This is a genomic window from Streptomyces sp. ERV7 (assembly GCF_001653515.1).
Lineage (GTDB): Bacteria > Actinomycetota > Actinomycetes > Streptomycetales > Streptomycetaceae > Streptomyces.
Window position 1 is genome coordinate 127,946 of the sequence record NZ_LYOY01000040.1, and the last position, 21,929, is coordinate 149,874.

Annotated in this window: 18 protein-coding genes, 1 tRNA gene and 1 pseudogene; 9 read left to right on the top strand and 11 right to left on the bottom strand. The window is 72.3% G+C overall.

Features of this window, described 5'->3' with window-relative positions; genetic code table 11:
- Positions 1 to 58 precede the first annotated feature (58 nt).
- The 4 genes from A8W25_RS15125 (at position 59) to A8W25_RS15140 (ending at position 5,480) form a co-directional block, all read left to right on the top strand.
- Positions 59 to 2,026, top strand: a complete 1,968-nt coding sequence (locus A8W25_RS15125) for an FAD/NAD(P)-binding protein (protein ID WP_067161706.1) — start codon at positions 59 to 61, stop codon at positions 2,024 to 2,026.
- On the top strand, positions 2,023 to 3,429 hold the full coding sequence (pcaB, locus tag A8W25_RS15130) for a 3-carboxy-cis,cis-muconate cycloisomerase (RefSeq protein WP_067161709.1): 1,407 nt from the start codon (positions 2,023 to 2,025) through the stop codon (positions 3,427 to 3,429). Before A8W25_RS15125 ends, pcaB begins: the two co-directional genes overlap by 4 nt.
- Before the next feature lie 116 nt (positions 3,430 to 3,545).
- The gene (locus A8W25_RS33445; RefSeq protein WP_067161711.1) at positions 3,546 to 4,451 is read left to right on the top strand and encodes a hypothetical protein; all 906 of its coding nucleotides are present in this window, start codon (positions 3,546 to 3,548) and stop codon (positions 4,449 to 4,451) included.
- A gap of 273 nt (positions 4,452 to 4,724) precedes the next feature.
- Positions 4,725 to 5,480, top strand: coding sequence for a dienelactone hydrolase family protein (locus tag A8W25_RS15140; protein WP_067161714.1), 756 nt, complete (start codon positions 4,725 to 4,727; stop codon positions 5,478 to 5,480).
- A gap of 65 nt (positions 5,481 to 5,545) precedes the next feature.
- Here the strand turns inward: A8W25_RS15140 and A8W25_RS15145 are convergent.
- A tRNA-Met gene (locus A8W25_RS15145) sits at positions 5,546 to 5,619 on the bottom strand.
- Between the two features lie 171 nt (positions 5,620 to 5,790).
- A pseudogene (locus A8W25_RS15150) lies at positions 5,791 to 6,210 on the bottom strand (helix-turn-helix transcriptional regulator); the annotation flags it as partial.
- A gap of 62 nt (positions 6,211 to 6,272) precedes the next feature.
- Between A8W25_RS15150 and A8W25_RS15155 the strand changes: the two are divergent.
- Positions 6,273 to 7,811 (top strand): MFS transporter, encoded by a 1,539-nt coding sequence (locus A8W25_RS15155; protein ID WP_067161717.1) that lies wholly within the window; start codon positions 6,273 to 6,275, stop codon positions 7,809 to 7,811.
- Positions 7,812 to 7,898: 87 nt separating this feature from the next.
- Here A8W25_RS15155 and A8W25_RS15160 read toward each other — a convergent pair whose 3' ends face one another.
- The 3 genes from A8W25_RS15160 to A8W25_RS15170 all read right to left on the bottom strand — a co-directional run bounded on the left by A8W25_RS15160 (position 7,899) and on the right by A8W25_RS15170 (position 11,353).
- Positions 7,899 to 8,660, bottom strand: a complete 762-nt coding sequence (locus A8W25_RS15160; RefSeq protein ID WP_234386465.1) for a DUF6227 family protein — start codon at positions 8,658 to 8,660, stop codon at positions 7,899 to 7,901.
- A 167-nt stretch (positions 8,661 to 8,827) separates the two neighbouring features.
- On the bottom strand, positions 8,828 to 10,108 hold the full coding sequence (locus A8W25_RS15165) for a L,D-transpeptidase (protein WP_079126100.1): 1,281 nt from the start codon (positions 10,106 to 10,108) through the stop codon (positions 8,828 to 8,830).
- 102 nt (positions 10,109 to 10,210) lie between these two features.
- A complete protein-coding gene (locus A8W25_RS15170) occupies positions 10,211 to 11,353 on the bottom strand; it encodes a P1 family peptidase (protein WP_158942555.1) in 1,143 nt (380 codons plus the stop codon).
- Between the two features lie 154 nt (positions 11,354 to 11,507).
- Here A8W25_RS15170 and A8W25_RS15175 point away from each other — a divergent pair, with 154 nt between their 5' ends.
- From A8W25_RS15175 to A8W25_RS15185, 3 genes are all read left to right on the top strand, one after another.
- The gene (locus A8W25_RS15175) at positions 11,508 to 12,677 is read left to right on the top strand and encodes a thiolase family protein (protein ID WP_067161723.1); all 1,170 of its coding nucleotides are present in this window, start codon (positions 11,508 to 11,510) and stop codon (positions 12,675 to 12,677) included.
- Between the two features lie 71 nt (positions 12,678 to 12,748).
- Positions 12,749 to 13,516: a type I methionyl aminopeptidase gene (gene map / locus A8W25_RS15180; protein WP_067161726.1), complete on the top strand. Its 768-nt coding sequence runs from the start codon at positions 12,749 to 12,751 to the stop codon at positions 13,514 to 13,516.
- Between the two features lie 250 nt (positions 13,517 to 13,766).
- Positions 13,767 to 14,423, top strand: coding sequence for a DUF4360 domain-containing protein (locus A8W25_RS15185; RefSeq protein ID WP_067164082.1), 657 nt, complete (start codon positions 13,767 to 13,769; stop codon positions 14,421 to 14,423).
- A 62-nt stretch (positions 14,424 to 14,485) separates the two neighbouring features.
- Here the strand turns inward: A8W25_RS15185 and A8W25_RS15190 are convergent, their stop codons facing one another.
- Together A8W25_RS15190 and ggt are read right to left on the bottom strand one after the other, a co-directional pair.
- On the bottom strand, positions 14,486 to 15,190 hold the full coding sequence (locus A8W25_RS15190; protein ID WP_067161729.1) for a glycoside hydrolase family 75 protein: 705 nt from the start codon (positions 15,188 to 15,190) through the stop codon (positions 14,486 to 14,488).
- Positions 15,191 to 15,360: 170 nt separating this feature from the next.
- Positions 15,361 to 17,157, bottom strand: a complete 1,797-nt coding sequence (gene ggt / locus A8W25_RS15195) for a gamma-glutamyltransferase (RefSeq protein WP_199831759.1) — start codon at positions 17,155 to 17,157, stop codon at positions 15,361 to 15,363.
- 104 nt (positions 17,158 to 17,261) lie between these two features.
- On the opposite strand from ggt, the gene A8W25_RS15200 reads away from it, so the two are divergent.
- Positions 17,262 to 17,996: a hypothetical protein gene (locus A8W25_RS15200; protein WP_067161732.1), complete on the top strand. Its 735-nt coding sequence runs from the start codon at positions 17,262 to 17,264 to the stop codon at positions 17,994 to 17,996.
- Here A8W25_RS15200 and A8W25_RS15205 read toward each other — a convergent pair.
- The 4 genes from A8W25_RS15205 to A8W25_RS15220 form a co-directional block, all read right to left on the bottom strand.
- Positions 17,944 to 19,239, bottom strand: coding sequence for a cytochrome P450 (locus A8W25_RS15205; protein WP_067161735.1), 1,296 nt, complete (start codon positions 19,237 to 19,239; stop codon positions 17,944 to 17,946). The genes A8W25_RS15200 and A8W25_RS15205 overlap by 53 nt on opposite strands.
- A 65-nt stretch (positions 19,240 to 19,304) precedes the next feature.
- The gene (locus tag A8W25_RS15210; protein WP_067161738.1) at positions 19,305 to 19,787 is read right to left on the bottom strand and encodes a hypothetical protein; all 483 of its coding nucleotides are present in this window, start codon (positions 19,785 to 19,787) and stop codon (positions 19,305 to 19,307) included.
- Positions 19,784 to 21,241 carry a sensor histidine kinase gene (locus A8W25_RS15215; RefSeq protein WP_234386466.1) on the bottom strand — a complete coding sequence of 486 codons (1,458 nt, stop codon included), beginning with the start codon at positions 21,239 to 21,241 and terminating at the stop codon, positions 19,784 to 19,786. The genes A8W25_RS15210 and A8W25_RS15215 overlap by 4 nt, the downstream gene beginning before the upstream one ends.
- A complete protein-coding gene (locus tag A8W25_RS15220; RefSeq protein ID WP_067161741.1) occupies positions 21,238 to 21,918 on the bottom strand; it encodes a response regulator transcription factor in 681 nt (226 codons plus the stop codon). Before A8W25_RS15220 ends, A8W25_RS15215 begins: the two co-directional genes overlap by 4 nt.
- Positions 21,919 to 21,929: the final 11 nt, after the last annotated feature.

Here is a 21,929-nt window from a genome sequence, read left to right on the forward strand (position 1 = left end):
GGAAGTCGGTCCTCACCGCCCCCGAAGGCACCGGGCAGGACGACAGGAGTGTGTGGGTATGAGGAGTGGCGTTTCCAGGACGGTGTGCTTGGTCGGCGCCGGACCACGCGGTCTCTCGGTGCTGGAGCGGCTGTGCGCCAACGAGCGGGCGCAGCCGACGCACCCGGCGGTCACCGTGCACGTGGTCGAGCCGTGCGAGCCGGGCTCCGGTGCGGTGTGGCGCACCGACCAGTCCCGGCTGCTGCTGATGAACACGGTGGCGTCCCAGATCACCGTGCACACCGACGACGCCTCGCGCATCGAGGGGCCCATCGAGCCCGGCCCCACCCTGGAGGAGTGGGCCAGGGAGCTGGCCGCCTCCGGCGGGCACGCCGGTCACGACGAGCAGACCCTCGCCGAGGCCCGCGACCTGGGGCCGAACACCTACCCCAGCCGCGCCTTCTACGGCAGCTACCTCTCCGCGATGTTCCAGCAGGTGGTCCGGCGCGCCCCCGCGCACGTCACGATCGAGATCCACCGCGCGCGTGCCGTCGCCCTCGCGGACAGCCACGGAGAGGCCGACTGCGAGCAGGCCGTCGGTCTCTCCGACGGCACCTGGCTCAGCGGTCTGGACGCCGTCGTCCTCGCCCAGGGCCACGTTCCGGTGCGGCCCACCGCCCACGAGGAGCGGACCGCCAGCCTCGCCCGGGTCCACGGTCTGCGCTACCTCCAGCCCGCCAACCCCGCCGACCTCGACCTCAGCGTCGTCGAGCCGGGCGAGCCGGTCCTGCTGCGCGGCCTCGGCCTCAACTTCTTCGACCACATGACCCTGCTCACCCAGGGACGCGGCGGTTCCTTCGAGCGCGTCGACGGCCGTCTGGTCTACCGGCCCTCGGGGCAGGAGCCGGTGATGTACGCCATGTCCCGCCGAGGCGTTCCGTACCACGCGCGCGGCGAGAACGAGAAGGGCGCCTCGGAGCGCTACTACCCTCGCCTGCTCACCCCCGAGCACGTCGAGACGCTGCGCAAGCGTGCCGACGGCGGGGAACGGATCGGACTGCGCGAGGAGTTATGGCCGCTGATCACCCGCGAGGTGGAGAGCGTCTACTACGGCACCTGGCTCACCGCCCACGGCCGCGACCCCGAGCGCACGGCCCTGGTCGACGGCTTCCTGGCGTGCGAGAGCGCCGAGGGCCGGAGCGCGCTGCTCGACGCGGCCGGTATACCCGAGGCGGAGCGCTGGAGCTGGGAGCGGCTGTCGCGCCCGTACGAAGGTGAGGAGTTCGGCGACCGGGACGCGTTCCGCGACTGGCTGCTCCGGTATCTGCGCGACGACGTGCGCGAAGCCAGACAGGGCAACCTCAGCGGCCCCCTCAAGTCCGCCCTGGACGTCCTGCGCGATCTGCGCAACGAGATCCGGCTCGCGGTCGACCACAGCGGTCTGCGCGGGGACTCGCACCGCGACGAACTCGACGGCTGGTACACGCCGTTGAACGCCTTCCTCTCCATCGGCCCGCCCACCTCGCGCATCGAGGAGATGATCGCGCTCATCGAGGCGGGCGTCCTCGAACTCACCGGCCCGCAGACCGAGATACGCATCGACACGGTCAACCACGCCTTCGTCGCCCAGTCCCGGGCCGTTCCCGGACCGCCCCTGCGGGCCCACGTGCTGATCGAGGCGCGGCTGCCCGAGGCGGATCTGCGGCGCGCCGCCGACCCGCTGCTCCAGCATCTGGTCGCCACCGGGCAGGCCGTGCACCACCGGGTGCCGATCGCGGGCGGGGCCGGGTACGAGACCGGCGGTCTCGCCGTCGCCGAGCGGCCCTACCGCGTCCGCGACTCCAGGGGCCGGGCGCACCCGCGCCGGTTCGCCTACGGTGTGCCCACCGAGGCCGTGCACTGGGTGACCGCGGCCGGGATCCGGCCGGGGGTGGACTCGGTGACCCTGGCCGACTCCGACGCCATCGCCCGCGCTGTCCTGGCACTCGCCCCCCGTCCCACGGCCCCGGCCGCCGCCGCGGACCGTGCGCAAGGAGCCCTCGTATGACCAGCCACCGCGACAGCCTGCTCGACTCCGGTCTGCTCTCGCCGGTCCGCGCCGGCACCCCCGTCGAGGAGGCCGTCGGCGATCTGGCGTGGCTGCGGGCGATGCTCGACGCCGAGGCCGCGCTGGCCCGGGCGCAGGCCCGGCTCGGCACCCTGCCGCAGCGGGTCGCCGAGGTCATCGGCGCCGAGGCCCGCGCCGAGCACCTCGATCTGAGGGAGCTGGCGCTGGCCGCGCGGGAGACCGCCAACCCGGTGGTGGGCCTGGTGCAGGCGCTCAGCCGGCGCGTCGCCGCCGTCGACCCGGCGGCCGCGAACTACGTGCACCGCGGCTCCACCAGCCAGGACATCTTCGACACCGGCGCGATGCTGGTGGCCCAGCGGGCGCTGCGGCTGATGCGCGCCGACCTGGCCAGGTCCGCCGACGCCCTGGCCGGGCTCGCCCGGCGGCACCGCGACACCGCCATGGCGGGCCGCACCCTGGCCCTGCACGCCGTCCCCACCACGTTCGGCCTGAAGGCGGCGGGCTGGCGCAAGCTGCTGCTCGACGCCGACCTGCGCCTGGCGCGTGTCCTGGAGGGCGGGCTGCCGGTCTCCCTCGGCGGGGCGGCGGGAACGGTCGCCGGATATCTGGAGTACGCGCGCCTCGACGGCGAGGGGCCGCTGGACCCGGGCGAGTACACGGTACGGCTCACCGAGGCCTTCGCGCGGGAGATGGGCCTGGCCACGGCCGAGCTGCCCTGGCACACCCTGCGCACGCCCGTCGTGGACCTCGCGGCCGCCCTGGCCTTCACGGCCGCCGCACTCGGCAAGATCGCGGTGGATGTGCAGTCGCTGACGCGCACCGAGGTCGGGGAGGTCGCCGAGCCCGCGGTCACCGGGCGCGGCAGCTCCTCGGCCATGCCGCACAAGCGCAACCCGGTCCTGGCGACCCTGCTGCGCAGCGCGGCACTGCAGGTGCCCGTCCTGGCGGCGGGCGTCACCCAGTGCATGCTCTCCGAGGACGAGCGCTCCGCCGGGGCCTGGCACGCCGAGTGGCAGCTGCTGCGCGAGTGTCTGCGGCTCACCGGGGGCGCCACCCACACCCTGGTCGAACTGGCCGAGGGGCTCGAAGTGCGGCCGGAGCGGATGGCCGAGAACCTGGCGCTGACCGGTGGCCAGATCGTCTCCGAGCGGATCGCCGCCGTACTGGCACCGAGGCTGGGCAAGGCCGAGGCCAAGCAGGCGCTGACCCGGGCCTCGCACACGGCCCAGCACTCCGGCCGCCCGCTCGCGGACGTGCTCGCCGAGTCGGACGAGCTGCGCGGCCACTTCACCCCCGGGGAACTGGCCGAGCTGTGCGACCCGGCCCGGTACACCGGTGGCGCGGCGGCCCTCGTGGACCGGGCGGTGCGCGAGCCGCACTGAGCGGGCGCCGCCCGCCCGGGGATCCCCCGAACGGACCCGCCGTCTGCGTGGCTGACGGTCACCCGGCGCCGAAGGTGCTGCCCTGTGACCGGGGGTCACGCGACGACAGGAGATCCATGCGTACCGCACTGCTGCACAACGGGACCAGGGCGGCGGCCGCCGCCGCCCTGGCCTTCGCCACCGCCCTCGGTGGCGCCGCCACCGCCGACGCCACCGCCCGCGGGGAGCACGGCGACCACGACCGCAACGTCGTCGAGGTGAAGATCGGGGCCTCGGGCATCCACGCACCCGAGACCGCACAGGCCGGCCTGGTCGCCTTCCATGTGAGGACCGACGACCCGAACGGCCATTTCCTCCAGGCCTTCCGGCCGCACCGCGGTGTCACCGTACGCAAGGTGCTCGCCGACCTGGGCAAGGCCGTCAGCATGAAGCCCGCCGCTGCGGCGCAGGGCATCTCCGCGGTGCGTGACGAGGCGGACGCGCTCGGCGGCGCCCAGGTCACCCCGTCCGTCTCGGAGACCTTCACCACCCCGGTCGGGGCGGGTCCCGTCGTCCTCCTGGACTTCACCGCGTTCCTGAAGGACCCGGCCCACCCGGTCACCCGCATGCTCAACCTGCGCGGTGAGTCGGCCGGAGACCTCGCGGACTTCCCCGACAGCATCGTGATCACCCACGAGACCTCGGGCGGTCCCCGCTTCGACGTCAACGGCCTCCACCGGGCCACGGACAACGTGCTCGTCCACAACGCCTCGGACGAGCTCCACGAGATGGCGCTCCAGCCCGTCAAGCCCGGCACCACCGACGCCCAGATCCAGAAGTTCTTCGGTGGCAACGGCTCCGGGCAGCCGCCGTTCACCGGCCCGTCCCTCGGCCTCGGCGTCATCTCCCCGGGCCGCACCGCGCTCCTTGAGACCCACCACCTGCCCCCGGGCACGTACGTGCTGCTCTGCTTCGTGCCGGACGACAAGACCGGGCGTCCGCACGTCGCCGAGGGCATGCACAAGGTCGTCGTGCTGACCTGACGCCGTTGGGTACCGGCCAACTCCGGGCCGGGCAGGGCCCGTCGGGACGGTGCGCGGCAGCCACACCGCCGCAGCCGCACCGGCGGGCCCGACGCGTTCGAGGGGCCGATCGGCTCAAATCCGGCCTGCGGAACGGGAAACGGCCGGAAAACGCCGTACGTCGGATCTGTCCAACCGGTGCGGAACGGCAAGAAAAGGATCTTCGCGTTCGGGTGGTTGTGACACGCTGTCGACGTGTCCCACGTGTAAGAACGAACGAGAAGAGAGACGTTCATGACCACAGTGCTCGCAACCTCCGTGGACATCCCCACGCAGGACGGCACCGCCGACGCCTATCTCGTCCACCCCGACGACAACACCCCGCACCCCGCGGTCCTGCTCTACATGGACGCCTTCGGGCTCCGCCCCCACCTCAACGGGATGGCCGACCGCATCGCGGCGGCCGGCTACACCGTCCTGGTCCCCAACGTCTTCTACCGCGCGGGCCGGGCGCCGATCGTCGAGCTGCCCGAGTTCATCGACCCGGAGCAGCGGCCGGACCTCTTCGACACCATCGGCCCGCACATATTCGCCCTCACCCCCGAACTGGTCGTACGTGACGCGGACGCGTATCTGCGCTGGCTGGCCGACTCCCCGCTGACCACGGACGGACCGGTGGGCGTCACCGGCTACTGCATGGGCGCGGGCCTCGCCCTGCGTACCGCCGGATCCTTCCCGGAGCGGGTCGCGGCGGCGGCCGGCTTCCACGGCGGCCGGATGGCCACCGACGCCCCCGACAGCCCCCACCTGCTCGCCGAACACATCACCGCGGAGCTGTACTTCGGCCACGCCGACCAGGACCCGGGCATGCCCGCCGAGCAGATCGAACGCCTCAACAAGGCGCTCTCGGCGGCCGGGGTCCGCCACGAGGCCGAGGTCTACCAGGGAGCCCAGCACGGCTTCACCCAGGCCGACACCGCCGCGTACGACGCGGCCGGGGACGCCCGTCACTGGGACGCCCTGCTCGCCCTGCTGAACCGCACGCTCTGACCGCCTGCGGACGCACACACGACGAAGCGGCCCGCATCCTCAAGGATGCGGGCCGCTTCACACAGTAGCGGGGACAGGATTTGAACCTGCGACCTCTGGGTTATGAGCCCAGCGAGCTACCGAGCTGCTCCACCCCGCGTCGGTGAACACAACAGTACGTCACCCCGCCGACCAGCGCAAACCCGATTGGCGCACCCCCGCTTGCGCGGCGCCTACGCCGTCAGCTCCTGGTGCAGCGCCTCCCGCAGCCGCGCCGCCCGCTCCGCCACCTCGGCCGGTCCGAGCTCCACCGCCCGCGCACACCACCGCCGCTCGCACCGTCGCCCCGCCACGGCCCCACCAGCGGCATCGTCGCGGCCTGCAGGGAGGAGACCCGGTGCCGCAGCCGGGACGGCAGCACCTGCTCCAGCTTGGCCAGTGCCCGCACCGACGCCTCCTCCACCCCGTCGACCGCGTGCCCCGCGCCCGCCCGCAGCCCGACCGCGATGGCCACCGCCTCCTCGTCGTCGAGGACCAGCGGGGGCATCGCCTTCCCGGCCACCAGGCGGTACCCGCCCTCCGCGCCCAGCGTCGCCTGGACCGGGTAGCCGAGGTCGCGCAGCCGGTCGACGTCCCGGCGGACCGTGCGCCGCGAGACGCTCAGGCGCTCCGCGAGCTCGCCGCCGGGCCACTCTCGGGGCGTCTGGAGCAGGGACAGGAGCTGGAGGAGCCGAGCCGGGGTGTCCGTCATGAGATCCAGGATGCGGCAAAATTAGGACGCGGTCTGACCTACATAAGGTCTAACTTCTTTCCATGACCTCCACCACACCCCATCCCCCAGAAGCCGCGGCCCCCGGCACAGCGGCCGCCGCGAACGACCGCCGACGGTGGTTCGCCCTGGCCATCGTGATGACCGCGGCCTTCATGGACCTGGTCGACGTCACGATCGTCAACGTAGCGATTCCCTCGATCCAGAAGGACACCGGGGCGACCTTCGCCTCGATCCAGTGGATCACCGCGGGGTATGCCCTGGCCTTCGCCGCCGGTCTGATCACCGGTGGCCGTCTCGGCGACATCCACGGCCGCAAGACGCTCTTCCTCATAGGCATGACCGGCTTCACCATCGCCTCGGCGCTCTGCGGCTTCGCGGGCAACCCGGAGATGCTGGTCGCCTCCCGCATCCTCCAGGGCGCCATGGCGTCCCTGATGGTGCCTCAGGTGCTCTCGATCATCCACGCGACCTTCCCGGCGGAGGAGCGCGGCAAGGTGTTCGGCATGTTCGGCGCGGTCATCGGCCTGGGCGCGGTCGGCGGCCCGATCCTGGGTGCGCTGCTGACCGAGTGGAACCTGTTCGGCCTGGAGTGGCGTCCGATCTTCCTGATCAACCTGCCGGTCGGCATCGCGGGTCTGATCCTGGGCGCCAAGTTCATCACCGAGTCCAAGGCGCCCAAGGCGCTCAAGCTCGACCTGGTGGGCGTCGCCCTGGTCACCCTCGGCCTGCTGATGCTGCTCTACCCGCTGACCCGCGGCCGTGAGCTGGGCTGGCCGCTGTGGGGCCACCTCTCGATGGCCGGCAGCCTGGTCGTCTTCGCCGCGCTCGTGGCGTACGAGCGGTTCAAGGCGCGCAAGGACGGCTCGCCGCTGGTGGAGCTCTCGCTGTTCCGGGTGAAGAGCTTCGCGGCGGGCATCGCGGTGCAGCTGACGTTCGGCCTCGCGATGGGCATCTTCTTCCTGGTGTGGACGCTGTACATGCAGATAGGCCTGGGCTGGAGCGCGCTGCGGGCCGGTCTGACCGGTATCCCGTTCTCCATCGCCATGTCGGCCGCGGCCGGCATGTCCGTCCAGTCGCTGGTGCCCAGGTTCGGCCGCAAGGTCCTCCAGGCGGGTGCGCTGGTGACCCTCGTCGGCATGCTGCTCTACAGCTGGGAGGCGGACCACTTCGGCATGGACATCAAGTCCTGGCAGATGGCGCTGCCCCTGGTGGTGCTCGGTATCGGCATGGGCCTGATCGTCGCCCCGCTCACCGACGCGGTCCTCTCCGAGGTCCCGAAGGAGCACGCGGGTTCGGCGTCCGGCCTGATCAACACCGTGATGCAGATGGGCAACGCGCTGGGCCTCGGCCTGGTCTCGGTCGTCTTCTTCGGCTCGATCGACGACGACCTCCAGTTCGCCGAGATCGGCCCGGCCTTCTCGGACGCCTTCCAGCGCTCGCTGTGGGTCGTGTCGGGTGTCTGCGCGGTGATCTTCGTCGCGATGTTCCTGCTGCCGGCCAAGCCGAAGCAGCACCTGGAAGGCGCGGCGGACGACCTCCCGTCCGACGAGGTCACCAAGGAGCCGGCCCTGACGCCGTGAGGCGTCGCCCGAGCCGATAGCACCGCACGACGCCGGGCGGGACGGAGTTCTCTCCGTCCCGCCCGGCGTCTTTGTGTCCCAGAGGGGTCAGGAGACCCGCGCCCGGCGCTCCATCGCGGCCCGCGCCGACTGCTCCGCCGCGTACACCTCGCACATATGGCTGCCGTCCGGCGTCGCCGTGTGCTCGACCTCCCACAGGCTCAGCTCGACCCCGTCGAGGAGCAGGAACGCGTGCTCGTACAGGATGACCCCGCCGCGCCCGGCCGCCCCGCCGTGGCCGCCCAGGGCCCGGGTGATGCGGTGGGCGAGGGCCCCGCGCAGCAGGCGGGCCACGCTCGCGCCGGGCCGGTCCGGGTTCTCGGCGCGGCGCAGCAGCCGCCGCGCATGGTCGGCCGAGTCGTCCGCCTCGTACGTCCTGCCCGTCCCGGCGCGCTCCACCGGCGCCAGCCCGCTGAGGACTTCCAGATCGCTGAGGCCCGGGTCCAGGTCGTCCGCCGCGAACCCGGGCGCGAGATCGGGCAGGACCCGCTCGCGCAGCCGGGCCGCGGCCACCAGAGCGCTCTCCTCGTCCGCGTACACCTCGTTGCCCCGGCCGTGTGTGACCTCCCAGAGGGTGACCGTGGCGCCGTCGAGGAGGAGATAGGTGTGGCGGAAGGTCTCGCGGCTGAGCCGGGGGCGGCCGGGACCGCCCGAGGCGTGCAGCGACGAGTGCAGCGAAGTGGTGTGCGCGAGGGCCGAGCCGAGGCTCTCCACCAGCTCGTCCGGCAGATCGAACGAGTTCAGCGCGCGACCGAGCAGACCGGTGACATGCTCCTCGGCCGTCTCGTACTCGCACTCGTTGGGCACCAAGGCGTCTCCCCGCCGTAGCTGTTCGTCACGTAGAGGGTGCTCAACGTAGCCCCTGTGCGCGCTTCGCGCAGCGGGCATGGCCGAAACATTCTCATCGGCTTGGAACGGCTTGGAACGGCGGGGGAGCCGGCCCGGGGCGGTGCGCCGGGCCGCGCTCCGCCGGGCCGTCAGACGGCGCTGCCCGCCTGCCACTCGGACCACGCCATGTTCCAGCCGTTCAGGCCGTTGTCGGGCGCGATCGTCTTGTCCGGCGAGCCCTTGACGGTCACCACGTCACCGATCAGCGAGTGATCGAAGAACCACTTGGCGGGGGTGTCCCCCTGGGCGCCCCGGACGTCCCGGAGACCCACGCAGCCGTGGCTTGTTCCCGCGTTGCCGAACGGGTCGCCCTTGTACCAGTAGTTGCCGTGCAGGAAGGTCCCCGACTGGGACAGGCGCATGGCGTGCGGCACGTCCTTGATGTCGTACTCGCCGCCGAAGTCGACCGTCGCGCTGTTCATCCGCGTCTCGGTGAACTTCTCGGAGATCACCATCTGCCCGTTGTACGTGGTGTGTTCGGCGCTGCCCGTCGAGACCGGGATGGTCTTGACGGTCCTGCCGTCCTGCCGCACGGTCATCTGCTGCGTCCCGGCGTCGACCGTGGAGACCTGGTTGCGGCCGATGGTGAAGGTCACGGTCTTGGACTGCACACCGGAGATACCCTTGCCCCCCTGCACCCCGTCCAGCTCGATCTTCATCGTCACCTTGGACCCGGCCTTCCAGTACTCCTGCGGCCGGAAGTCGAGGCGCTGGCTGCCGAACCAGTGGCCGACCACCTGCTGGCCGCTGCTGGAGCTGACCGTGATGTGCGACTGGACGGCCTTCTTGTCGGTGATGGGCTTGTTGAAGTCGAACGAGACCGGCATGCCCACGCCGACGGTCGCGCCGTTGTCCGGGGTGTAGGTGCCGATGAAGCTGTCCTTCGAGGAGACCGTGGTGAAGGCCGAGTTCTCGGTCGCGGCCCGGCCCTTGTCGTCCTTGCCGGTCGCCATGATCTTGTACTGGGTGCCGCGCTCCACCTTCCCGGTGGGCTTCCAGGACAGCCCGTCGGCGGCGAGCGCGCCGGCCACCGCCTTGCCGGACTGCGTCTCGGTCATGGTGACCTGGCTCAGCCTGCCGCCCTGGGCGGTGACGGCGGTGCTGTTGATGCTCGCGTTGGTGGAGCCGTTCTTCGCCGAGATGGTGATCTTCAGCGTGGAGATGTCCGCGGCGGCGGCCGAGTCGCCGCCCTTGCCCTTGCCGTCGCCCTTGTCGGAGCCGGACGCGCTGCCGCCGCAGGCGGTCAGCGTCAGGGCGCCGAGCAGCAGCGCGGAGGCGGCGGCGAACGCCCTGCGCCGGACGCGCAGTTGCTGCGGGGTGCGGGACTGCGGCTGCGCGGCGGTGTCGGGCGAGGTCACGGGCTGCTCCATCTGTGCGGGCCTTACTCCAGTACGTGCACAGAGCATTCACATGAGCCGAATGGTTGCGGACGCGGATCGTGACTCACGCCACATGACGGCAGGTGCCGGGCCTCAACTTCCGTACAGGTCCCGGTAGGACGGGAATGTCCCCCCGGGCCCGTCCACCCCTTCGGCGGCGAGCACCGCCCGGGTGATCGCCCGGGCCACCACATCCGCGCCCGCCGCCAGCACGGCGTTGAGGTCGACCGGCGACGGCGGCTCGCCGCTTCCGGTGGCGAGGGCGAAGACGGTGTCGCCGTCGTGCATCAGATGCACCGGCCGGATCGCGCGGGCCAGCCCGTCGTGCGAGGTGCCCGCGAGCTTCTGGGCCTGCGGCCGGGTGAGCGGCGCGTCGGTGGCGACGACCGCGAGCGTGGTGTTCAGGGGCGGCAGCCCGGAGCCGGCCCGGGTCTCCTCCAGGCGCCTGGAGGCCGCCTCGTGGACGTCCGGTTCGGGGTACGCGACGCGCCCCGGCACCCCGTACAGGGCGCCGGTGGTGGGGTCGAACACCGACCCCGCGGCGTTGACGACGACCAGGGCGCCGACGGTGGCGCCGCAGGGCAGGGTCGCGCTCGCGGTGCCGACCCCGCCCTTGAGGCCGCCCGCGACCGCCCCGGTCCCGGCGCCCACGCCGCCCTGGGCGACCTCGGTGCCCGCGGCCTCGCAGGCAGCCCGGCCGGTGGCCGCGTCCGGGCGGGCGCGCCAGTCGCCACCGCGCCCGAGGTCGAAGACGCAGGCGGCCGGGACGACCGGCACGACCTGGTGCCCCTCCGCACTCCACCCCGCCACCTGGAACCGCGGCGTCACATCGCGCCGATGGACCTCCTCGCCACAGGCGCGGCACGTGATCGCCGGGTCCAGATCGGCCCCGCAGGAGTGCTGCCACACCGTGGGCGGCACATCCGCGAGATGCCGGTCGCCCCAGCGCATCAGCATCAGGAGCACCGGCCGCAGCTCCTGCCCCGCCTTGGTCGCCCGGTACTCGTACCGCGCCGGCCGCTCGTTGTAGAGCACCTTCTCCAGGACGCCCGCGTCGACGAGCCGGCGCAGCCGGGCGGTGAGGATGTCGCGGGGGGCGCCCACGTTCCGGGCGATCGCGTCGAAGCGGTGCACTCCGAAGAAGACCTCGCGCAGGACTAGCAGCGCGTACTTCTCCCCCACGACCGCGAGCGCGTCGGCGATCGAGCAGGGCCGGGAGTTCTTCTGCGACGTCATGGCTCCACGGTAAGCCAGGAACGGCAGTGCATTGGATTTTCCAACCCTTGGATTCCTCCCTCTGCCGGGCTACAGTGAATCCAGTTTTCCAACCTACTCACGAGTAGCGCGGGTAGGCCCCGAGCAGCACCCGAGCAGAGCCGAGGAGCACGCGATGCGTGACGCCGTGATCGTGGAAGCCGTCCGTACCCCGATAGGAAAGGGGAAGCCGGGCGGGGCGCTCTCCCGGACGCACCCCGTCGAACTGCTCGCCCACACCCTGCGCACCCTCGTCGAGCGCAGCGGTGTCGACCCGGCACTGGTCGACGACGTGATCGGCGGCACCGTCGACCAGGTCGGCGAACAGGCCATGAACACCACCCGGTACGCATGGCTCTCCGCCGGGTTCCCGGACAGCGTTCCGGCGACGACCGTGGACCGCCAGTGCGGCTCCTCGCAGCAGGCCGTCCACTTCGCCGCCCAGGGCGTGCTCTCGGGGGCGTACGACCTGGTCGTGGCCTGCGGGGTCGAGTCGATGAGCCGGGTGCCGATGTGGTCCAACGTGCCGGCCGGCAAGGACCCGTTCGGCCCGGGGCTGGCCGCCCGCTTCCCGGAGGGCCTCGTCCCGCAGGGCATCAGCGCCGAGCTGATCGCGGCGAAGTGGTCGATCGGGCGGGAGCGGATGGACGAGTTCGCCACCGCCTCGCACCACAAGGCCGCCGCGGCCTGGGGCGCCGGACTGTTCGACGCCGAGACCGCACCGATCGCCGGGCTGACGCGGGACGAGTCCGTGCGCCCCACGACGACGCCGGAGATCCTCGCCGGGCTGAAGCCGTCGTTCGTGGACCCGGGCTTCGCCGAGCGCTTCCCGCAGATCGACTGGTCGGTGACGGCGGGCAACAGCAGCCCCACCAACGACGGCGCCTCGGCCGTACTGATCACCTCCAGCGAGACCGCGGCGCGGCTCGGACTGCGACCGCTCGCCCGGCTGCACAGCTTCGCGGTGACGGGCTCGGACCCGGTCCTGATGCTCACCGGGGTCATCCCCGCCACCGAGAAGGTGCTGCGCAAGGCGGGGCTGGGCCTCCGCGACATCGACCTGTTCGAGGTCAACGAGGCCTTCGCGAGCGTGGTGCTGGCCTGGCAGCAGGAGACCGGCGCCGACCTCGCGAAGGTCAACGTGCACGGCGGCGCGATCGCGCTCGGCCACCCGCTGGGCGCCAGCGGCACCCGGCTGATGACGACGCTGGTGCACGCGATGCGGCAGCGTGGGGCGCGCTACGCCCTCCAGACCATGTGCGAGGCGGGAGGGCTCGCCAACGCGACCGTCCTGGAAGCCCTCTGACGTCGCCTCAGCGAGCGTCACCCGTACGGCCGCCTGCATGAGCACTCCACCCGACCGGTATAGTAATTGGAATGGTGGAGATCAAGACGGACATACAGATGGACGCGATGCGCGAGGCCGGGCGGGTGGTCGCGCGGGCGCTCGCCGCGGCCCGGGACGCGGCGGGCGTCGGCGTCAGCCTGCTGGAACTCGATACGGTGGCCCACGAGGTGCTGCGGGCGGCGGGCGCGTCCTCGCCCTTCCTCGGCTACCACCCGGACTTCGCGCCGGTCCCCTTCCCGGCGGTCGCCTGCGTCTCCGTCAACGACGCCATCGTGCACGGCATCCCGGACACCTACCGGCTGCGCGACGGCGACCTGGTGAGCGTCGACTTCGGGGCGGTCCTGGACGGCTGGGCCGGGGACTCGGCGATCAGCTTCACGGTCGGCCGGGCGCGGGCCGAGGACGTCCGGCTGGTCTCGACGGCGTACGAGGCGCTGGAAGCGGGCATCGCGGCGGCGGTCGTGGGCAACCGCATCGGCGACATCGCGCACGCGATCGGCAAGGTGTGCCGGGGCGCGGGCTACGGCATCCCGGACGGCTTCGGCGGCCACGGCATCGGCCGCCATATGCACGAGGACCCGGGGGTGCCCAACGAGGGCCGCCCGGGCCGGGGCATGACGCTGCGGCACGGCATGGTGCTCGCGATCGAGCCGATGCTGATCGCGGACGGCACGGACGACTACTTCCCGGCCCCCGACGGCTGGACCCTGCGCACGGTCACCGGCGTGCGGGCGGCCCACGCGGAACACACGGTGGCGATAACAGACAAGGGTCCCCGCATCCTCACGCGACCCTGAGCAGGCCGCACCTCTCTGGGGGCGCGGGGAACTGCGCGACGAGCCACGACGCACCCGCAGCCGAACAACCGCCCCCCAGGGGCGCGGCGCACGGCCGAATCCCGCCGCCAAGAACGGGCCACCCTACTCGCCGCGAGAGCGGCGCACCGTGGCTGGTCCGTACCTGTCCCGGAACGTGACGTTCTGCTGTCATGGTCCCGCCAACCCCCCACAGGAGAACCGGGCTGGCGACATGACCGAAGGGAGCGTCATGTTCAACGCACTGGCCATCGGCGGCGCATCAGCCGTCCTTCTGGCCGCCCCGCTCAGCGCGTCCGCCCACACCCCCGGCGGCTGGGGCACCCCACCGCCCGACAAGATCGTGATCGACCTCGTGACCGTCAACGGCTCGGGGTGCCCGGCGAACACCGCGGCCATCGCGGTCTCCCCCGACAACACCGCGTTCACCGTCACGTACAGCCACTACCTGGCCCAGGTCGGCAAGGGTGCCTCGCCGACCGACATCAGAAAGAACTGCCAGCTCGCGCTGAACGTCCACGTACCGCAGGGCTTCACCTACGGGATCGCCTCGGCCGACTACCGCGGCTTCGCCCATCTGGAGAAGGGCGCGACCGCGCAGGAGCGGGCCAACTACTACTTCCAGGGCATGTCGCAGACGGCCTACATCACCCACCCGTTCAAAGGGCCGTTCGAGGACGACTGGCAGACCAACGACACCACCGACGTCGCCGCCATCGTCTACAAGGCCTGCGGGGAGGAGCGCTATCTGAACATCAACACCGAGCTGCGGGCCGGAGCCGGCACCTCCGACACGGTCAACACCACCAGCTTCATCACGATGGACTCGACCGACGCCAGCATCACGACCACGTACCACTTCTCGTGGAAGGTGTGCCCGCCGAAGTAGCGAGCGCGCACCCGGGCCGCCCGGCCCGTGCCGGGCGGCCCGTGCCGGGCGGCCCACCGCTGTCAGTTGTCGGCGATGAACTGCCTGGCGAGCTCGTCGCCGAGCGAGACCGCCGCGCTGTGGCTCTCGATCGGCTTCGCCTGCGAGTTCTTGAAGAGGATGTACGTGACGCCGGACTCGGCACCGCCGGTGGCCGGGTCGGGGTTTATCCCGAGCGCCTTGGCGGTGGCGTAGGACGCCTCACCGATGATCCTGGAGGGGCCGGTGTCGCCGACCACCGCGTACGCGACCTTGCCGTGGTAGACGACGGCGACCACACCACCGCCCTTTATCCCGGCCGACGCGTAGTTCCAGATCGAGCTGGAGCTCGGCACGACGACATAGGGCAGCTTCTCGGCGTTCAGGGGCTTGCCGTTGGACTGGTGGAAGGCGGTGTCGCCCTGGAACCACGGGTCGGTGCCCCGGTTGCAGGCGCTGGTGGTCTGGCCGTCGCAGTCGACGTCGAGGTCGGCCTTCCAGAACACGGCGCCGTTCTTGCCGCAGACCGGGACGGTCGCGGAGGTCTCGTTGTCGGTCCTGTACTTGCCGCTGGAGATCTGCGCACAGGTCGTCACCTTGGCCAGCAGATCGGCCGCGCCGACCGAGCCCTCCTCGGCACGGGTGGGGGCGGCGGCGCGGGTCGCGTTCGAGGCGGTGGCGGGCAGGGCCGCGGTGGCGAGCAGGGCGGCACCGGAGGCGGCGGCGAGGGCGAGCTTTCGCGTACGCACGTGGGGGGACCCTCCTGTTAGGAAAGTTTCCTTACCTGACTCGAAGCAATCTGCCCCGTTTGCATGAGCGCGTCAACTCCGGTCACATCAAATGAAACGCGGCCCCCGTCCCGTGAAGGACGAGGGCCGCGCCCGCTTCACCCGCCCGGCGGACGGATTCTGACGAAGTGTCACCCAGCTGGGCGCACCACCATCGCCGAGCCGCCGCCGCGCCGGACCTTCTCGGCCGCCGCCACCCAGCGGCCGTCGTCCAGCCGTTCCACTCCGGTCGCCGCCCCGATCACGGGGTTGAGCGTGAACGCCTGCCCCAGTGCCTCCAGTTGGGCCCGGAGTGGACTGTCGTAGAGCCCGGGTTCCAGCTCGGTCTTCGCCGCGTTGCGCTGGCTGGCGCGCGGCGCGGCGATGGCGTCGACCAGCGACAGGCCCCGGTCGAGGTGCCCGACGAGCGACTGGAGCACCGTGGTGATGATGGTCGCGCCGCCCGGCGAGCCGAGTGCCATCACCGGCCTGCCGCGCCCGTCGAGCACGATCGTCGGCGACATCGAGGAGCGCGGCCGCTTGCCCGGCCCCGGCAGGTTCGGGTCGTGGACGGCCGGGCTCGCCGGGGCGAACGAGAAGTCGGTGAGCTCGTTGTTCAGCAGGAAGCCCCGGCCGGGGACCGTGATGCCGCTGCCGCCGGTCTGCTCGATGGTGAGCGTGTACGAGACGATGTTGCCCCACTTGTCGGCCACCGTCAGATGCGTGGTGTTCTCGCCCTCGTACGTGGTGGGCGAGGCCTGGCCCAAGGTGGCGCACGGCGCCGGGTGGCGGGGGTCGCCGGGCGCCAGCGGGCTGGTCAGCGCCTTGGTGTCGCTGATGAGGCAGGCGCGCGAGTCCGCGAACCTCTGCGAGAGCAGGCCCTTGGTCGGTACGTCCTCGAAGGCCGGGTCGCCCACCCAGCGGCCCCGGTCGGCGAACGCCACCCGGGTCGCCTCGATGTAGTGGTGCAGATACTGGACCTCGGACGCCTTCGACAGGTCGGTGTGCTCCAGGATGTTGAGCGCCTCGCCGACCGTGGTGCCGCCCGAGGACGAGGGCGCCATGCCGTAGACCTTCAGGCCCCGGTAGTCCACCTTCGTCGGGGCCCGCCGTTCGACCGCGTACGACCGCAGGTCCTTCTCGGTGAGGTCGCCGGGGCGCGCGACGCGGCGGGAGCCGGGCGCCACCGGGGGCTTGCGGACCGTCCGTACGATGTCGCGACCCAGGTCGCCGCGGTAGACCGCGTCGACGCCCTTGCGCCCCAACTCCTCGTAGGTGCGCGCGAGATCGGGGTTGGTGAGCTTCGAGCCGACCACCGGGAGCTGTCCGCCCGGCAGGAAGAGCCGGGCCGTGTCCGGGAAGTCGGCGAACCGCGCCTGGTTGTCGGCGGTCTGCTGGCGGAAGGTGTCGTCGACGGTGAAGCCCTCGCGGGCGATCCGCTCGGCGGGCCCCAGCAGCCGGCTGAGCGGCTTGGTCCCCCAGGCGTCGACGGCGGCGTCCCAGGTGGCCGGGGTGCCGGGGGTGCCGACGCTGAGTCCGCTGGTCACCGCGTCCGGGAACGGGAGCGGCTTGCCGTCCTCCAGGAACAGGGAGGAGGTCGCGGAGTGCGGCGCGGTCTCGCGGCCGTCGATGGTGTGCACGGTGCGGGACCCGGCGTCGTAGTAGACGAAGAATCCGCCGCCGCCGATGCCCGACGAGTACGGCTCGGTGACGCCGAGGGCGGCGGCCGTGGCGACGGCCGCGTCCACCGCGTTGCCGCCGTGCCGGAGCACCTCGATACCGGCGGCGGTGGCGTCCACGTCGACGCTGGCGACGGCGCCGCCGTACCCCACCGCCTCGGGCGTCTTGGCGGGCGGGGGCGCGGTGCTCGGCGGGGCGGCCGCGACCGAGGTCGCCACGGCCGCGGCGACGGCCAGTAACGAGAGACTGCGGACGGCGGAGCGACGCATGCGTACCTCCTGGGTGCGAATGTCCGCGCAGCGTAGCGCCGCTCCCGCCGTCGCGTCAGGACCGTCTCGAACACCGCGTCGCACTCCCGCTAACATGCGCGCCCATGAACGACGACGTACGCAATATCGTCCTTGGCATGGTGGCCGCGGGCATCAGCGCCACGCTGGGCTGGCTCACCCGCACCTACCTCTGGAAGCGCCGGCTCCGGCGCAAGCAGGGCTTCTTCGGGCTGCCGACCCACTCCGAGTGCCTGCTCGTCGTCAACCGGGACGCGGGCGCGGAGGGGGCGGTGCACCGGTTCGACGTGTTCGCGCTCCTCGAACTCGCCTCGCTCATCAAGGACTGCGGGGCGCACGCCCGGATCGTCCAGCACGACGCCACCCAGCAGGGCTTCGGCGTGCGCACCGAGTTCTGTCTCGGCGGCCCCTACTCCAACCGCCGTATGGCCGCGCATCTGTCCGCGCTGCTGCCCGGCGTCACCATGAACGTGGACACCGAACCGGTCCCGGAGCGGGGCGCGTTCACCATCGGCGGCGAGCAGTACCTGGTGGAGGGCGGGGTCACCGAGTACGTCATACTCGCGCGGGTCACCGCCGGCCAGGGGCAGCGGCCCGTCTTCCTCTTCTGCGGGCAGCGCGCCATCACCAACCAGGCGGCCACCCGCTATCTCGCCCGCAACCACGAGAAACTGGCCCGCAAGCACGGCACCGGCACGTTCTGTCTGCTCCTGAAGGTCGTCAACTCCCTCGCGTACGGGCCGGACGTGGTGGAGGTCGTCGCCGATGTCACCCGCGCCGCCCTCGCCCCGGCCCCGACGGCTCCAGCGGCAGCGACTTGATCCCGTTGACGAAGTGGGAGACCAGCCTGCGCGGCGGCCCGGCGAGCGTATAGGGGGGCAGCAGCCGCAGCGCCTCCTCGTGCAGGACGCGCAGCTGGAGCCGGGCGAAGTGCGCGCCGAGGCAGACGTGCGGGCCGTCGCCGAAGGAGACGTGGGGGTTGGGCGCGCGGGTGAGGTCCAGGCGGTGGGGGTGCGCGAAGACGCGCTCGTCGTGGTTGGCCGAGGCGTGGAAGACGACGACCTTGTCGCCCGAGCGCACCCGCTGCCCCGCCAGGACGGTGTCCGTCACGGCGGTGCGGCGGAAGGTGAGGACGGGCGGGTGCCACCGCAGCAGCTCCTCGACGGCGCTGTCCACGCCCGCCTCCCCGTCGCGCAGGGCGCGTTGGGCGCCCGGGTCCCCGGCCAGCGCCAGGAAGCCGCCGGGCGCCGCCGCGCGCACGGTGTCGTTGCCCGCCACGGTCAGCAGGAAGAAGAACATCTCCAGCTCGGCGTCGCCCAGTTCGCCGTGGGCCAGCGCGGTCATGATGTCGTCGGCCGGCTCGCGCCGCTTGTAGGCGGCGAGCTCCTGGGCATACGCGAACATCTCGCGCAGCATCGCGGGCGAGCGCGGGTTGACCGGCCGCCCGTCGGGGCCGAGCACCGGCGGCTCGTCCGGGTCCTGGTAGCCGATGACCCGCTCGGTCCATTCGAGCAGCAGCCCCCGGTCGCTGCCGGGTACCCCGAGCAGATCCGCGAGGTTGAGCAGCGCGTAGTCGTCGGTGACCTCGGTGACCAGGTCGGACACCCCGTCCTCGGCGCCGTCGCGGGCCGCGCCGAGCAGGGTGCGCGCCCGGGTCCGTACCGCCGCCGCGAACCGGTCGGTGCGGCCGGGTGTGAAGGCGCGGCTCACCAGGCGCCGCAGCCTGCCGTGGTCGTGGTGGCCGCCCCTGCCCGGCCCCGGTGGAGAGCTCGGGGAAGGGTCCTGGTTGAGCATCATGCGCCGGATGAACGGCAGGTCGTCGGGGTCGGGGTCGCGGATCTGGGTGGCGCCGAGCGCGGAGGAGTAGGTGACCGGGTCCTTCAGCACCCGTACGACGTCGGCGTGGCGGGTGACCGCCCAGAAGCCGGGTCCGGCGGGCCAGCCGAGGACCTCGTACTCCTCCTGCCAGGCCACCGGGTGCCGCTCGCGCAGCTCCCGGTAGTCGTCGTGGGGCGGCCCGGCGGCGTACCGGCGCGGGTCGAAGACGTCCGGCAGATCACTCATCGCACCAAGGTGACGCCAACGGGCGCCGCCGACAAGACCGCCCGCCGGCAAGCGGAACCCGAGCGTCAGAAGGGGCAGCCTGGCAGGTCCAGCCGTCCGTCGGTGCCGAACACCGTCACCTTGACCGCCTGGCCCTTGGGCACCGCGTGCGCGGCCGTGCACGCCAGCTGCTGGCGGGCGAGCGGCGGGAAGTCCAGCACGGCGCGCTCCAGGCGGACCGTCACCTTCTCGCCCTCCCTGCCGATGGCGAGCCCGCCGTAGTAGTTGGGCAGTTCGCTGGTGAGTCCCGCGTCCTTCTCCGCGTCGCTGGGGCCGATCAGGAGCCGGATGAGGGAGTCGCCCAGCATCGACTCCTTGTGGCCGCCGGACCGGACCACCGGCAGCAGCCCGCCGGGCCCCTTGAAGTACAGGGTGGTGGCCTCGTCGCCGGTCGGCACCACCTTGGCGAACGCCGGGTCGCCCACCTCGACCACGTCGGTCGAGCGGATGCCGCACCCGGACGCGAGGAGCAGGGCGGCGCACAGCGCGGCGATCCGGGTTCCCCTCATGACGGCGCCTCCTCGCCCGGCGGCCGCAACGGGAGTTCGACGGTGAACACCGCCCCGCCCGAGGGCCCGTTGGCGGCGCGGACGGTGCCGCCGTGCAGCCGTACGTTCTCCAGGGTGATCGCGAGCCCGAGCCCGCTGCCCGCGGAGCGGGTACGGGCGGCGTCTGCCTTGTAGAACCGGTCGAAGATGTGCGGCAGCACGGCCGGGGCGATCCCGGGGCCGCCGTCGGACACCTCGGTCACCAGCCGGTCGCCGTCGGCGCGCAGCGCCACCCGGACCGGCGCGGTGCCGTGCCGCAGCGCGTTGCCGACGAGGTTGGCGACGATGACGTCGAAGCGCCTGGGGTCGAGCATCGCCCGGATCCCCTCCGGCAGGTCGACGGCCACCTGCTCCTGCCAGCGTCTGCGCTGGAGGGTCTTGGCGATGGTCTCGGCCGCGTCGACCTCGTCGAGGTGGAGCTCGGCGGCCTTGGCATCGAAGCGGGAGATCTCCATCAGGTCGTCGACGAGGGTGGCGAGCTTGTCCGTCTCGGTCGAGATCAGCCGGACGGCCGCCGCCGTGTCGGGGTCGAGCCGGGCGGCGTCCTCGTCGAGGACCTCGGTGACGGCGAGCATCCCGGCGAGCGGGGTGCGCAGCTCGTGCGAGACGTCGGAGGCGAATCGGCGGGCCCTGGCCTCGGCCTTCTGGAGCTCCTCGACGGACCGCTCCAGCGCCTCGGCCGATTCGTTGAACGTCCAGGCCAGATCGGCGAGTTCGTCCGACCCCTTCACCTCGATACGGGTGTCCAGGCGCCCCTTGCCCATGCTGCTGGCGGCCCGGCGCAGATCGCGGACCGGCCGCAGCACACTGCGGGCGGCGAGCAGCGCGGGCACCAGGGCGATGGCGAGCGCGGGCAGCGCGCCGTCCCGGGCGGCGTTGACCATCGCCTGGACGTTCTCCTCCTCGGTGGTCAGCGGCATCACGGCGAACACCGTGATCCCGGTGGGCTGCGCGGGCTGTATCCCCTCCACCCCGAGCATCACCGGCATACCCATGGTCAGCCAGGGGCGGCCGTCCTTGACCACCCGCTGGAAGGAGCCGTGCGCGTTGGCGCGGGCGCGTCGGCGCAGGTCGTCGGTGAGGATGGCCGAGGTGGGCTGGCTGACGTTGGAGGCGCGGAGGGTGCCGTACTCGGCGTAGACGTACCAGGGGTGCGGCTTGCCCTGACGGCCCAGGGCGAGGCTGAGTTCACGCAGGGAGGTGCGGGTCATCGGCAGTTTGACCGTCTGGGCGCCGACCTGGTCGCGCAGCTGGTCGACGGCGGTGTCCTGGGCCTGCTTGAGGATGGCCGAGCGGGCCTCCTGGTAGATGAGGGTGGCGGTGGTGCCCGCCGCGATCGCGGTGACCAGCAGGAAGGCGGCCACCAGGCGGGCGCGCAGACCGATGCGGCCGAGCCGCTTGAGCGCGCGTATCACCGCAGCGGGCCGAAGCGGTAGCCGAAGCCGCGGACGGTCTGGATGTAGCGCGGGCTGCCCGCGACGTCCTCGATCTTGTTCCGCAGCCGCCGTACGCAGGCGTCGACGAGCCTCGCGTCGCCGTGGTAGCTGTGCTCCCACACCGACTCCAGGAGCTGCTGGCGGCTGAAGACCTGCTCGGCATGGGCGGACAGGTGCAGCAGCAGCTTGAGCTCGGAGGGGGCGAGCGCCAGGCGCTCGCCCGACTTGGCGGCGGTGAGCCCGGCCCGGTCGAGGGCGAGTTCGCCGTGGAACTCCAGGCCGGGCCGCCCGGGGTCGCTCAGCCGTCGCAGCACGGCCCGGATGCGGGCCTCGATGACCTCGGTACGGGCGGGTTTGACGATGTAGTCGTCGGCGCCCGCCTCCAGTCCCACCACCACGTCGAAGTCGTCGCCGCGCGCGGTGAGCATGATGATCGGCAGCTGGCTGGTCTCGCGGATGCGGCGGCAGACCTGGACGCCGTTGATGCCGGGCAGCATCAGGTCCAGCAGGACCAGTTCGGGCTGGAAGGTCTTGAGCGCCGCGAGCCCCGCCTCCCCGGTCTCGGCCGCCCGCACCTCGTGGCCGCGCCGGCGCAGCCCGAGCTCGACCCCTTCCCGTACGGAGGGGTCGTCCTCGATGAGCAGCAGACGTGGCATGAGCGTCAGTA